Source organism: Brevibacillus laterosporus, assembly GCA_007833815.1.
Classification (GTDB): domain Bacteria; phylum Bacillota; class Bacilli; order Brevibacillales; family Brevibacillaceae; genus Brevibacillus_B; species Brevibacillus_B laterosporus_D.
This window is the reverse complement of record CP033464.1, coordinates 2174568-2188524: the sequence shown is the minus strand read 5'-3', so window position 1 is coordinate 2188524 and position 13957 is coordinate 2174568. Positions and strand designations below refer to the sequence as shown.

At 41.5% G+C, this 13957-nt stretch carries 10 protein-coding genes and 2 pseudogenes; 7 read left to right on the top strand and 5 right to left on the bottom strand.

Annotated features, from left to right (window positions below; all coding sequences use genetic code 11):
- Positions 1-28 precede the first annotated feature (28 nt).
- From EEL30_11710 to EEL30_11680, 7 genes and pseudogenes are all read left to right on the top strand, one after another.
- A pseudogene (locus EEL30_11710) lies at positions 29-864 on the top strand (ATP-binding cassette domain-containing protein).
- Positions 840-1739 carry an ATP-binding cassette domain-containing protein gene (locus tag EEL30_11705; GenBank protein ID QDX92912.1) on the top strand — a complete coding sequence of 300 codons (900 nt, stop codon included), beginning with the start codon at positions 840-842 and terminating at the stop codon, positions 1737-1739. Before EEL30_11710 ends, EEL30_11705 begins: the two are co-directional and overlap by 25 nt.
- Positions 1733-2564 (top strand): annotated as a pseudogene (locus EEL30_11700) (energy-coupling factor transporter transmembrane protein EcfT). The gene EEL30_11705 and the pseudogene EEL30_11700 overlap by 7 nt, the downstream one beginning before the upstream one ends.
- Positions 2548-4473: a U32 family peptidase gene (locus EEL30_11695; protein ID QDX92911.1), complete on the top strand. Its 1926-nt coding sequence runs from the start codon at positions 2548-2550 to the stop codon at positions 4471-4473. The pseudogene EEL30_11700 and the gene EEL30_11695 overlap by 17 nt, the downstream one beginning before the upstream one ends.
- Positions 4474-4502: 29 nt before the next feature.
- A complete protein-coding gene (locus tag EEL30_11690) occupies positions 4503-5777 on the top strand; it encodes an aspartate aminotransferase family protein (GenBank protein QDX92910.1) in 1275 nt (424 codons plus the stop codon).
- Positions 5778-5900: 123 nt separating this feature from the next.
- A complete protein-coding gene (locus EEL30_11685) occupies positions 5901-7355 on the top strand; it encodes a menaquinone biosynthesis decarboxylase (protein ID QDX92909.1) in 1455 nt (484 codons plus the stop codon).
- Positions 7330-8202 carry a 4-hydroxybenzoate octaprenyltransferase gene (locus EEL30_11680; protein ID QDX92908.1) on the top strand — a complete coding sequence of 291 codons (873 nt, stop codon included), beginning with the start codon at positions 7330-7332 and terminating at the stop codon, positions 8200-8202. The genes EEL30_11685 and EEL30_11680 overlap by 26 nt, the downstream gene beginning before the upstream one ends.
- A 109-nt stretch (positions 8203-8311) precedes the next feature.
- Here EEL30_11680 and EEL30_11675 read toward each other — a convergent pair whose 3' ends face one another.
- The 5 genes from EEL30_11675 to EEL30_11655 form a co-directional block, all read right to left on the bottom strand.
- The gene (locus EEL30_11675) at positions 8312-9496 is read right to left on the bottom strand and encodes a hypothetical protein (protein ID QDX92907.1); all 1185 of its coding nucleotides are present in this window, start codon (positions 9494-9496) and stop codon (positions 8312-8314) included.
- 24 nt (positions 9497-9520) lie between these two features.
- The gene (locus EEL30_11670; GenBank protein QDX92906.1) at positions 9521-10243 is read right to left on the bottom strand and encodes a hypothetical protein; all 723 of its coding nucleotides are present in this window, start codon (positions 10241-10243) and stop codon (positions 9521-9523) included.
- Positions 10244-10523: 280 nt separating this feature from the next.
- Entirely contained in the window at positions 10524-11504 is a 981-nt protein-coding gene (locus tag EEL30_11665; protein QDX92905.1) for a polyprenyl synthetase family protein, read from the bottom strand.
- On the bottom strand, positions 11491-11928 hold the full coding sequence (locus EEL30_11660) for a hypothetical protein (protein QDX92904.1): 438 nt from the start codon (positions 11926-11928) through the stop codon (positions 11491-11493). The genes EEL30_11665 and EEL30_11660 overlap by 14 nt, the downstream gene beginning before the upstream one ends.
- Positions 11929-12059: 131 nt before the next feature.
- Complete coding sequence (locus tag EEL30_11655; protein ID QDX95747.1) at positions 12060-13940, bottom strand: 6-phosphogluconate dehydrogenase; 1881 nt, start codon at positions 13938-13940, stop codon at positions 12060-12062.
- Positions 13941-13957: the final 17 nt, after the last annotated feature.

The window sequence follows — 13957 nt, the reverse complement described above, 5'->3', positions numbered from 1 at the left end:
AGACGTACGTAGAAAGTAGGTGACGGCTATGACCCAGCAACCGTTGATTGAGCTTCATTCTGTCTCGTTTCAATTTCCTAACCAGCCCCCCTTCTCACGGATATCTCTTTGCACATCAACCAAGGGGAACGCATCGCCATCGTTGGTCATAATGGCTGTGGAAAATCCACTTTAGTTAAATTGTTGAATGGCCTACATCGACACACACAAGGAGAAATTTGTGTAGCAGGTCAGATGTTATCGGACGAAAGCTTACCTACTATCCGCAAACAGATTGGCATGGTATTTCAGAATCCTGAAAATCAATTTGTAGGTACAACTGTTGCCGATGATATCCTATTTGGTCTTGAAAACTTGTGTCTTGGACGTTCTGTGATGCATGACAGATTAATCCACTACGCTGAAAAATTAGAAATAAGCCACTTCTTACATAAACATCCCGATGAACTATCTGGGGGACAAAAACAACGAGTGGCGATTGCCTCCATACTTGCTATGCAACCAAGCATCATCATTTTTGACGAAGCAACTTCCATGCTTGATGAGACAGCGAAAAACGAGATAGGAAAACTGATTGGTGAGTTGCATCAGGAGGGTTCTTACACAAGCTTATCTATTACCCATGATGCAGAAGAAATCCTGGCGGCTGATCGAGTGATAGCTCTATCTGGAGGGAAATTACTGGCTGATACCACTCCACATGAGCTATTTTCGCATCCCGAATGGCTTACTGCTTGCCATCTCAATTTGCCTTTTACCTGGGCAGTGAGTCAGATGATTCATGACTTACATCCAGATATACCTGTTCATTCAGATGAACAAGATTTGATGGAGGACTTATGGCGATTCACTTTCATGAAGTAACCCATTCCTATCAAGTTGGCAACATGTTTCAGGAAACCGCTTTGGATCATATCAATCTAGAGCTTGCAACAGGATCGTTTACAGCCATCATTGGACCTAGTGGTTGTGGAAAATCAACCTTATTACAACACACGAATGGCATTCTGTTACCAACAAATGGACGTGTCCATGTTCTAGATCATGTACTTACACCTCAGCATGCAAAAAAAGGCATTCGCCAGCTTCGTCAACGCGTTGGACTTATTTTTCAATTTCCTGAGCATCAAATGTTTGCTGATACGGTGGAGCATGAAATTGCTTTTGGACCGAAAAATTATGGCGCTTCATCCGACCAAGTGAAAGCATTGGCCTTAAAAGCTTTAGAACAAGTGAAATTAGATGCAGAGCTTTTAGACAAGAATCCTTTTCAATTAAGCGGTGGTCAAATGCGAAAAGTGGCAATCGCCTCTATACTCGCAATGAACCCGGACATTCTCGTGTTAGATGAACCGACCGCTACATTGGATTGTAAGAGCCGGCAAGAACTTCTACAACTTTTACATCATTTGTGTAAACAGGAACAGAAGACTGTACTTATGGTAACTCATCGATTAGATGAGGTCCTGCCTTACTGTGATCAGGTGGTCATTATGCAGAAAGGAACGGTCGCCTTTCAGGGTACGGTAAATGAGCTAAGTGAACAAAGCGAAATTTTCACCACACTCGGAATTACTGTTCCCGCTCAGCTTCGATTTCAGCAAGCTTTTCGTCGAAGATTTCCTGAATTCCCCCTTCCTGCTGATCAATCTGTGCAAGGCTGGGCCAGATATCTTGGAGAACTGAAAATGCGTCTGAACAAATCAAAGAAGCAGCAAGCAGGTGATCAACCGTGTTAAACAAAGTAATGTTTGGGCGCTATATTGACACGGATAGCTGGTTGCATCATCTAGACCCTCGTGCCAAATTACTAGGGATGTTTCTTTTTGTTCTTTTAATTATGCTGTCTCATTCCTTACTCGCATGTGTTGTTGTTTTTCTATTTGCTACAGGCATCATGGCGAGCAGTCAAATTCCATTACGTTTTTTCATGAAAGCAGTCAAACCATTACGTTTTCTTATTTTCTTCTTATTTCTGTTTCAACTTTTATTTATGAATGAAGGACGTTTATTGCTTTCCATGGGACCGCTTTCTATCCATGCAGAAGGAGTACGTCTTGCTTGTTTGACGGCTTGGCGCATGATCTTATTACTCTCGTTCACCTCTTTGTTAACCTTTACAACTAAACCCTTATCATTAGCAAAAGGTGTAGAGGGAATCTTGCAACCATTCCGTTTTACTGGCATCTCTCCCGAAAAACTGGGGCTAATGATCAGTATTTCCTTACGCTTCATCCCAACCATTTTTGAAGAAACGCAGAAGATATTAAAAGCCCAAGCTTCCCGTGGTGCTGATCTGGCTGACTTACCTTGGCGTGAAAAAAGCAAAATGCTGTTGTCACTGTTGGTTCCTGTAACAGTAAGTGCATTTCGCCGAGCTGAAGACCTGGTTTATTCAATGGAAGCCCGCGGTTATGTGCTAGGTGCGCCCCGAACCCCATATGAAACGTTAGCGTGGAAACGTAATGATACGATCTTTTTATGTTTGTTTCTCACCATGAATATCATTGTAGGATTCATTTTTAAATGAATGTGGAGGTTTTACAAATGGCTCGTTATTTTAATGAAAAAGAAATTGAATTATTGGCACCTGCTGGAACATTTGAGATTTTTCAAACCATCGTAGAGGCGAATTGCGATGCGATTTATTTCGGTGGACCTGTACTTAATATGCGATTGATGCGTAAAGGCTATAACTTGACCCATGAGGAATTGGAGCAAGCGATTCAAATAGCTCATGACAGAGGCAAGCGTGTTTATATTACCGTTAATAATCTGTTTGATGAAGCAGATGTAGAAGAAGCTAAAACATACCTACGCTTTCTAGATAGCATTCGCCCCGATGGTCTAATTGTGCAGGACATGGCGATTTTTCCACTGATTCAGGAACAAAAATTGACGGTGCCCCTTCACTCTTCCGTCATGATGAACGTACACAATCTTGAAATGATTGAAGCCTTAAAAACACTAGGTGTAACACGCGTGGTTGCATCTCGTGAAATGGATTTGCAAACTGCGAAACAACTGCAAGCATTGACTAATATGGAATTTGAATACTTTGTTCATGGTGACATGTGTACGGTACACGGTGCCAACTGCTTATATAGCTCCATGTTATTTGGTAACAGCAGTAACCGTGGACGGTGCATGAAGCCTTGCCGTTGGGACTATCGCGTGAAGAAGGACGGCTATGTCTACCCAACCGAATACCCACTCGCAGCTAAGGATATGTACATGTACGAGCATATTCCAGAGTTAATTGAATCTGGAATTACCTCATTTAAAATTGAAGGTCGTATGCGCGATAAGGAATTTCTGGTTACGTTAATCAATAGCTACGGTGATGCTATTGACCGTTATATAGATGACCCAATCGGTTTTGATCGTTGCAAAGATAAACAATCATTATTTGAAAACCGCAAACGCGACTTTAGTACAGGATATGCCTTTGGTAAGCCTGGGCTTGATTACATTAATCGGCGCTACGAGGGTACAGGAAAATTCTACAGCACAGGAAAAGTCTTTAGTACAACAACAGAAGAACGCGAAATTCGTGAACAGCGTATAGACGCCTTACAGGAGGCTTTCAAAGCATATCACAATCCTGCCAAGGCAAAAGGTGAGTTGTGTGTACGTGTTAATAATCAGGAGCAAGCTGAAATAGCGATCGCCGAGGGCGTGGAGCACATCTATCTAGCTGGGGATGTTTTCTTGCCTGACCTGCCATTTACTAAAAATCAGATTAAACAGCTTGTAGCAAAAAAAGGCACCAGCAAAATCTATCTGGGCATGCCTCGCATGATGTTTGGTCTTCAATTTGATCAATATAATCAATTCGTAGCTAATCTGGACGTGGAATTAGACGGGCTTGTAGTAACGAATATCGGTGCTATGCATAAATTTAAGCCGTATGGTTTGCCAATGGTTAGTGATCTATCACTAAACTTGTACAACCACAAAGCAGTTGAGCTCTATCAGCAATTCGGCATGACACGCGCTTTCGCATCCGTTGAGCTAAAGCAAAAAAATCTAGTTGAGTTCGTTCAACAATCTCCATTACCTACTGAAGTATTAGTACATGGCTCTCCTGTTGTGATGTACCTAGAGCACGACCTGTATGAAAATACACGTGAGATGGAACCGATTGCGGAGGAAGATAACAAATACGTCGATAACAAATACCTAGTGTTATTAACGGATAAAGGGGAAAATCCGGTGTATTGCGATCAATTCGGACGAAATCATTTGACCACAGCAAAAGAACTTTGCCTACTACCAGTAATAAACGACTTGCTAGCTGTTGGTGTCAGTCACTTCCGTATTGAAGGTGCTACCTATACGACTGAGCAATTGCGAACCATTATTCGCCTGTATCAGGAAGCACTTCAACACCCTGAGCGTTCTATGGAGCTTTATGAGAAAACCACACCTATCTATGCAGGATATACTCTTGGCACATTATCCTTTGACTAAACTATTTTAAAAAAGGAGCGAGGCAAGATATGACCACTTACTTGGGATCATCAGGCATTTTAGAGAAACGCAAAGAGTATTTCTATCCGTGCACCGCTCATTTCTATAAAGAGCCACCACAGCTTGTTCGCGGTGACATGCAGTATTTGTATGACAGCACCGGCAAAGCGTACACAGACTTTTTCTCTGGGGTGTCTGTGGTAGCATGCGGGCATTGCAATCCAGCAATTACAGCGGCAACCGTCAAGCAAGTAGAAACATTGCAACATACATGCACGATATATTTAACGGAACCAAATGTACAGTTGGCCGAGAAAATGGCTGACGTACTTCCAGGAAATTTGAAACGAACCTTTTTTGTGAATAGTGGTTCTGAAGCGAATGAAGCTGCTTTGACTCTCGCTCGCTTTGCCACTGGTAAAAAGGAATTTATCGCGTTTGAATATGGATTGCATGGTCGAACCTTTCTGACCATGAGCGTGACAGGCATTCCCATGTGGCGCTCTGACAACTATTTGGAAGAAGGCGTTAGTTTCATTCCTCGCCCTTACGATCCTAGCTTGAATGAACAAGAAGCAGTAGAGCGTTCCCTATCCGCTTTACGAAAAGTACTTGAGGAAAAGGGCGACCGCATTGCAGCCATGATAGTAGAACCGATGCAAGGAAACAGCGGAATCGTTCCTGCACCGTTCTCTTACTTCAAAGAGGCAAAGAAACTCTTGGAGCAACATCATGTCCTATTGATTGCAGATGAAATTCAAACTGGATTTGGTCGTACGGGTAAAATGTTTGCCATTGAACATTACGGCATTGTTCCAGATATCATGTCTATGGCAAAAGCTTTGGGTAATGGCATACCAATTGCCGCTTTTGCTACAACCGATGAAATTGCTATCCATTATAATCGTCCTTCTGCTTCTACACTTGGAGGTAACCCCGTTTCTTCTATGACAGCCCTCGCTGTACTCTCCTATATCGAGAGCGAACAACTGGCAGCGCGTGCAGAAAAACTCGGCAAACAATTAAAAGAAGGATTGCTTTCACTCCAGACCACTTATCCAGCTATTTCTGATGTTCGTGGTTTGGGCTTAATGATCGGTGTAGAGCTTTATGCAAATGAACCTGAGAAAGCGGCTCCTCTTGTAGATACCATTTTAGAAGAGATGAAAAATCTTGGCTTTATTATCGGAAAAAATGGTGTAGGTCGTAACGTGATCGCCTTCCAGCCTCCGCTAGTCATTTCGGAGCAAGATATAACAAGCATGCTGAACGCACTAGCAGATACTTTTAAACAACTACTCTAATACCCGATGGTTTGTGCCACCGAGCTAGGCGCTTAGATACTGTTAGACTGTTACATCTGTTTTATTAATAGCCTTTGTTCTGGCGCCTCCCTCGGTCAAACAACCTGCTAGGAGGAACATACTGTGGCATACGATAATTTACGAGCGTTTATCAAAGATTTACAGGATCAGGGTGAGCTACACACGATTGATATCGAAGTGGACAGCTATTTAGAAATTACTGAGATTACCGACCGTATCTCCAAACAATATGGCAAGGCTTTGTTGTTCACCAACGTTAAAAATTCCCCTTATCCAGTGCTAATCAATAGCATGGGCACGGATAAACGCATGAGCATGGCTCTAGGGGTTCAGGACTACGATCAAGTAGCGGAAGAAATGCAGAATTTTATGGATCTAGCTAATTACAAAGGCTTATGGAACCAGCTTAAAATGGCTCCAGACCTATACAAGCTCTCCAAGATTTTCCCTAAAAAAGTAACCTCTGCTCCTTGCCAAGAGGTAGTAGAAGAGCCTGATTTAACACAGCTTCCTGTGCTACATTGCTGGCCAAAGGATGCAGGACCATTCGTTACCCTGCCGCTGGTCATCACCAAAGATCCAGAAACAGGGCAACAAAACATGGGGATGTACCGCCTCCAAGTCTACGACAAAAATACGACAGGCATGCATTGGCATATGCACAAAGATGGCAAGGAAATCTATGAAAAATACCGCAAGCTAGGGTATAAGCGTATGCCAGTATCCGTAGCACTTGGTGGTGATCCTTCATTAATTTACTCTGCAACCGCTCCTTTACCAAAAATGATTGATGAAATGCTCTTTGCTGGTTATCTACGTAAGAAACCGATCGAGGTTGTGAAATGTGTAACAAACGAATTATTTGTACCTGCTGAAGCTGAATTTATTTTGGAAGGTTATGTAGAGTTAGATGAATTGCGTTTGGAAGGACCCTTTGGCGATCACACAGGCTACTATTCGCTAGCAGACATGTACCCAGTCTTCCATGTGGAGAAGGTTACACGCCGCACGTCTCCGATCTATCCAACAACGATTGTAGGTCAACCACCGATGGAAGATTGCTATATTGGAAAAGCTACAGAGCGCGTTTTCTTGCCACTCATGAAGTTGATGCTACCTGAAATCGTAGATATGCACTTACCGTTTGAGGGAGTTTTCCATAACTGCGCTATTGTTTCAATTAAAAAGTCTTTCCCGAAACACGCTCAAAAAGTTATGTACGGTCTATGGGGCATGGGACAGATGATGTACACAAAAATGATCATTATTGTGGATGAGAACGTAGATCCTCACGATGTTTCCAAAGTAATGTGGAAAGTATTTAATAACATTGATCCTAAGCGAGACCTTGTATTAACTGAAGGACCCCTGGATGCGCTGGACCACTCTTCTAATACCGCTTATTTTGGTCACCGTCTCGGCATCGACGCTACCAAAAAATGGCCAAATGAAGGTCATACACGTGAATGGCCCGACGACATTGAGATGTCAGACGAGATCAAAAGCATGGTAGAAGCGAAATGGAGGGAGTATGGTTTTGAAAACGATCCTTCATAAGACGCGAATGTTCGGGGAACTAGTCATGTTTTCCCACACGCTGTTCTCACTACCCTTTGCCATCATTGCGATGGTCTGGGCAGCCGAGGGGCTTGCCCCCTCTCATGTACTTATCTGGTCATTGGTTGCATTAGTCGCTGCCCGTAACGGGGCCAATGCCTTTAATCGTCTCGTAGACAGGGATTTTGATCGCAAAAATCCACGGACAAGCAATCGCCATTTACCTAAACGCTTATTACATGAAAAAGAAGTCATCGTTTTTATTATTTTGAACTATGCAGTCTTTATTTTTGCTTCCTATATGTTAAACCCACTGTGCCTTCTATTGTCACCAGTAGCGATTTTACTGATCTCTTCTTATTCTTATACCAAACGCTTTACATGGTTGAGCCATCTGTATTTAGGCTTTACCATTGCCTCTGCTCCAATTGGTGCTTGGTTTGCTGTCACAGGTGAAATTGCATTTGTGCCATTTGTGCTAGGAACCATTGTGATGCTGTGGATTGCTGGCTTTGACATCATCTATGCTACGCAAGATATTGAATTTGATCGCAAGGTAGGGTTATGGTCTATCCCTAGTTATTTTGGACTACAAACAGCGCTGTGGATGGCTCGAGGCTTGCATCTGATTATGGTTCTGTTGCTGTTATTCCTATATTTCTATCAGAATTTGGGGTTGGTGTATCTAGTCGGATTGGCGATCTCGATATTGTTACTTCTAGCTGAACATAAAATAATCAAGCCTGCTAATCGGAGCTTGATGAAAGTGGCTTCCTATAAGTTAAATCAGGTGATTAGTATGGTTATTTTGAGCTGCACCTTGGTTGATTTTTTCTTCATGAAATAAACTTTGAATAAACCCTGTACATTATCAGAAGCAACACCTTAGTAAATTCACTAAAAATGTTGCTTCTGATTACTTAAAGTATCTTTTTCCATTAAGATGATCATTTGAGTTAATTAATCTTTGTAAACCTCCATAAAAGCTGTTTCTCTCCATTGTGTTTAATAGTTTGCTCAAGAATTTCACCCGTTTTTGTGTTTAAAATGAGTTGCTTGGCATCTTTTTTCGTTCCATTTTTAGGAACAGAAATAAACGATACACCCCCATTTTCTAATGGAATTGGTTCCAAATTTGTAAAGTGATCTTTTGTCACTGGAACTATAATCTTAGTTGATTTATCTGTCAGATCAAGTGAAGCAATCTTTCCATTCTCACCATTTATTCCAGCGTATCGTAGGAATATTAAATTTTTTCTATCCTCTTCCCATGCTACTCTCCCAATGGACGATTCATCTTGGGAAGCATAAACAAGTTCAGAAGCTTTTCCATTTACCCCAGCTACCCAAATACCAGAAGCCATCCAAAGGCGATCTCCTTCTGCTGCTGCATTTCGGAATAAAGTTGCGCTATACGCTATTTTTTCTCCATCAGAAGAAATAGTAGGAAAGGAGAACTCAACCCACATTTTACGAGACGCCTTTTCTATTGGAATTGTTCTCCCTCCATATTTTTTTATAAGCCCATCAAGTTCTTTCTGGGACATGTAATATTCCCACATTCCATCTTTTTTGTCACTAGTTACCACCCAATTACGACCATCCCATATCCCACCTTGGGCGATCGTTGTTGTCTTTCCCGTTTCTGTGTCTAACACATTGATTTCTTGTTTGGCAAAATCACTTGAAACATCATTTTTGAGATATAAGAGTCGTTTACCATCAGGAAACCAAGAGAGATACTTTATTTCTTGCTGATTTGGCATTTCTGTAAAATACTCCTTCTCAGAATTTCCAAAGAAAGAGTTTAGCGCTTTGATTGTAAGCGTTCGTTTTGTTCCTGCTTGATTCCACTTTGTATAGGCAATGTACGTACCTGTTGAATTCACAACCGCATAATTATCTGATGATATGTTTTCAAGCTTAGCAAGTTCTTTCATCGTATTATCTTTTGGATTGTACACAACAAAAGAAGTATCAGACATGTCTCCAACCAAACCTGCCAATTGTCCCTTGTACTTATCATGAGGGGACATTTTATTCACAACAAACCAAGCAATTACAGCCAAAAGGAGAATCAGACATACAACTACGTTTTTTTTCAAAAGGACATTTTTCTCTTTTGCTTGTATTGGCTCCATATCGTTACTCCTACTTTTCATTCATTACGAAGGATTCCAGTTTGTTAACGGTACCCATGTACGACTATAAAACACCCCATCACTCGTGTTTCCATGCAAATCTTTAAAAGTAGATGTATCTAAATCCACGATTACCTTTGTATAACGAGAATTTGGGCACTGATTCGGTCCAAAGTCTGTTCGCTTTACTGTCATAGATTTATTGCTATTAATGTCTCTCACAGAGAAGGTTACACCATTCTTTACATCTACAGTATTTTGTCCTGTATTGGAAGAGCCATTGCGATAAGGCAATGCAATATTGCCGTTTGAATTATACCAGCTAGCTTCTCCATACGTCGTCAAATAATCACCATCACCACTGGCTGAATCCTTATCTCCAATTGTATGGCGCGCATAAGTAGTCCATGCATTTTTTCCACAATCATCTTTATTCCAATTTTTACCAATAAGAATCGGGTTGTTCTCAACATCATATCTTGGAGCCAGTGCGTCTACGTTTTGGGACTTACCTACCTTCTTGTCCGGTTCAAGATTTTCTTCCAAGAACTGAATTTGTTTTTTCTCTTCTTCATCTGTGACCCATACCTCCCCTGGCATGTTAGAAAGTACACTTCCACCGACAGCATCCTTGAGTACTTGGATTTCAGATTCATCTGATTGTTTTGCGGTTATTACATTAGCAGAAACTACAAGTGCAAATACAGTTGTAACCCCTGCAATTTTACCAATCGAGTTCATCTTCATAAGAAAAAACACTCCTTTACATTGTTGTGCAAGAATTATATTAAATTTTACCTTTTTTTGTATTTTATGTATATATTTTTATATCAGTTATATTAACTATTCTCTCATTCCTATTAGTGGGCATGTCGCTCAAAGCAAGCAACCACAACAAAAAAACCACAGCTGATTCATCTGCAATAATGAAGTCCACCACACCTCATATTACATAAAAAAGAATCAACCATGGTTCAATCGTTATATTCTCTGAGCGCACACCGTAGCTCAATTATGTTTTTAGCTATCACGTTTTTCGCTTTCCAAAATACGTAATAAGCACTTCCAAATCCTTATGCGCCGGATACTCGGCCAATTCCCCGACAATGTTAGCCGCCTTCTGCAAATACTCCTCTGCCATCTGGTCAGCTCTATCTAATATGTCGCTATCGCGGATCATCTGCACTACCCTATGGATTTCTTCCTCTGTCGAATGCTCATGTAGCTGGCGCACAGAGCCACTCAAACGCTCATCCTGCAATGCATACATGACAGGTAACGTAATGTTCCCATTAGCCAAATCGCTGCCTGCTGGTTTTCCTAGCGCTTCTGATGTCTCTGTAAAATCTAGCACATCATCCCGAATCTGAAAGGCCATCCCCAGATGATCTCCGAATTGCGCCAACTTAGCAGTTACTTCTGGGGTTGCACGCCCCAACCTTGCTCCTACCTCCAGGCAGGTCGACATTAAGATGGCTGTTTTATTGCGAGTTTTACTTAAATAGGTATCCATAGATAGGGAAAAATTAAAACGGTTAGCCATCTGCTGATATTCTCCCAAACAAAGTCTGGAAGTTAATAGGCCTGTAATTTCTTCCCGATATGGATTTTTGTCATCCTCTACTTTGCTTAACAACTCAGCTACTCTCGCCATCATATAATTAGCGGTATGGATAGCTGTAGGTACGTCGGTGAGCACATGCAACGTTGGTTTTCCCCGTCTGATATCCGCTTGATCAATTACATCATCGTGTATTAAAGAAGCAACATGGATGAATTCTGTCACGGCGGCCATTTGTAACACTTTTTTCGGGTCTGCCATTCTTCCAAATCGACTGCCGACCATAACCATCATGGGGCGTAATCGTTTTCCACCTGCCAAAATCATGCGACCAATATTGCCAGCGATTGCTGATAGCATTGGTAAACTCATGTCTGTACGAACAATACGTAACATTTCTTTGTCAATGGTGTCTAGGTTTATGTGTAACTGGTCAGCTAACTTCATAAGTCACCTGCTGGTCTGTTTTTGTCAAGAATTTTTCCATGCGTTGCAAGAGGATTCGCTCCGTTGATTTCCCTTGTATCTTACGTATTTGAATCTGCTTTAAAACAGGAGCCAAAAAATTGACCAAATCTCTTTCCCCATGTTGAAATGCATATTCATAATAAAAGCTTTGTAGATAATCACCATCTAAAATATCCTTTGTCAAAGATGGATTTTCGATAGTCAGCTTTTTATGTTTGCGAAAAGCAGCTTGCAACAGGACATAGCACCCAAAAATATGTTCTTTGCGTGCAGATGAAAGCTCAAATGAATCAAGCAGATGTCTCATCTCCTCCAAAAGCCGCCTATCTACGTCGAGCGTGATACAAGCTTGTGGTGACATTTGCTTCTCCAACTTCTGCAATGATTCCCGAATTCCATTCATCTCTATCATCCCCTACTCACGCTGTTCTTTCTGTACACTTCTATTCCATAAGCTCCTATGTGGTAAAGAAGGGGAATGTACAATTCACAGCACATTCCCCCATTCCAAGGTGTAGCTATCCTGTTATACAATTAGTCCACGTATAAATACCAACGTTTAACGAACGGGATTTTCTTCCACACTTTTTTCAATTGTGGTAATACATAGTAGTCCAGACCCAACGTGCTTCCAGAACCACCAATGAGAGCAATACCCCCTGCAAGGTACCAAAGCATCTCATATGGAGCCATACCGGAAGTCCAGATCATCAGACCCATACCTACTGTCGCAATAGAAGAGACAGCTGTGAACAAACCGATGATCAACAGTACACCAAATATAACTTCAGCGAAAACCATCATCGTCTGGAACACAGAAGCAAGCGCTGTATAGCTTCCATCTGCATTGTAAAAGAACATATCCATAGAACCTTTTACCATGCTATCAATAAAACCAGGTACTGGAAGGGCTTGTACCGCATCTTTCGCTGTAGCGACCGCTGAAGCTGCAGAAGAAGTGTCCACGGCTTGTGTCACATCTTGTACTGCTTGAGAAGCGGACGTAATTCCGTCAACCGCTTTTGGAGATGGCGGTATTAAGAAGATGTTGGTTGGATCTTTTAACACTTTGCCCATTTTTGCTAAGCCTTCTGACAACCACATGGAGCCGACTAAGACACGTAGAGGAACTAGCCAAAAGTTAGGTGATCTCTTGCTAAAATGTCCACCTAGGAAACTACGTCTATTATTAACATGGAAAATTTCATGCATTAAATAAGACCAAACTTTATTAAATCCACAGATTTGAACCAGATATACCATATTGATAAAGTGCTTAACAAACATCGCCATGAAACCGCTCATCAAGAACATTTTCCCTGGCATCCCTACAGTAGCTACACCATAACGGCTACCGATGCATACCATGCAGCCATGGAACGTAGGCTTGTAGGACTTGTGTGTACCACCTTTTACATCAACATAGATGTTGTGAGCAACGATTGGAGCCGAGTGCTCTGCGTTCTCAACCATTTGTGGTACTGGACGTTCTTCGCCTTCTGGAATGAAGAAGATGTTGTCCCCTACCACATATACATTGTTATGCTCAGGACTTTGTAGCTTATCATTAACCACGATACGCTTACGGCCTTTTTGTTCTAATTCAACATTTTCCAACAGGTCAGAGCCTTCTACTCCAGCAGTCCAAACAACGGTCTTAGAACGAAGTAATCCTCTCTCGCCCAATTCAACGCCATCTGGGGAAACACCAGTAATTTTGCTGTTAGTAATAATGTTGATGTTTAATTTATGTAGATGGCGCTCCGCCTTCTGAATTAACTTATCAGGCAGAATTGGCAAAATTTTTGGTGCCATATCCGCAACATGTAGTTGTACTTCAGATGGCTCGATTGCGTAGGTTTTGCACAGTTCATCACGGAATTCCGCCAATTCCCCTACCATCTCGATTCCTGTAAAACCTGCACCTACTACCACGAAGCTCAACATATCCTGACGTTTTTGTTTATTGGTTTCTTTCGATGCTTTGATAAACATATCGCGAATTTGCTCACGCAGATTAACAGCATCTTCAAACGACCAAAGGGAGAATGCATTCTCTTCTGCACCGGGGATTCCAAAGAAGGATGGCTTACAACCTGTCCCCATTACTAGGTAATCATATTCGTAGGTGTTATTCTCGGACACTAATTTTTTTCCGGCAAAATCAATTGTGGAAATTTCATCCAAAACTACATCCACGTTGCGTTTTGCAAAAATCTTTTTCAAGTCAACTTTTATTGAATCCTCTTCGACTCGATTTGCCGCTACTTCATGCAATTCTGTTAGAAGAGTATGGAATGGCTTACGGTCTATCAATGTAATTTGTACGTTAGTATCTTTTTTAAATTTATTTGCCAGCTTTTTCGCTGTCAAGACACCACCGTAACCTCCACCTAGTACAATTATTTTTTTCATAACATTTCCTCTCATTT